The sequence below is a fragment of the Vibrio sp. 2033 genome, from assembly GCF_033339735.1.
Genome location: NZ_JAWOVC010000885.1, coordinates 1 through 509, shown reverse-complemented (window position 1 = coordinate 509; position 509 = coordinate 1). Strand labels below are relative to the sequence as shown.

The 509-nt window shown below is 48.7% G+C and carries 1 protein-coding gene; it reads right to left on the bottom strand.

The genetic code is table 11. The features are described 5' to 3' along the window. Window positions 1–509: DUF2066 domain-containing protein (locus tag R7P74_RS29635; RefSeq protein ID WP_318124328.1), on the bottom strand; the 509-nt coding region annotated here is incomplete at both ends.

Below are 509 nucleotides of genomic sequence, written 5' to 3'. Positions count from 1 at the left end.
GCCCGCCACTGAGTTCAATTTGGTAAGTGCATTTTCTAAACGGAAGAAATCAGCAGCAGACGTTACATTTAACACTTTCACGTTCACAGCTTTAGAAGACTTGCCTGAGACAACAACGGCGTTTTTACTTGCGTAGTAATCAGCAATACCATCCACCATTGCGGAAATAGCGTCTGCACCTGTTGCCGACCCGCTGCGTGGAGAAGTTTGCGCATCAATAATCTTTGCAGGCGCTTGGTCATACAAAGTCCAACGAATCTGCTCGCCTTGCGCACGAATAATTAATACCGCGTCCGCTGGGTAACGCTGGCTGGCTTGGCTAATCGGTTCAATGAAACCGCCCCAAAGATCAGACGTGTTTACGCCCGTGACATCGTCAAAATCCCCAACAGGAATCGTAATTGGAAGGCCACGAGCTTCCGTTGCTTTTTTCAACGCAGCAACGTTGGCAGAATCAGAATGTTCCCATGCAATTGCGCGGTCGTAATCTTGCTCTTCCACCAGCCAAA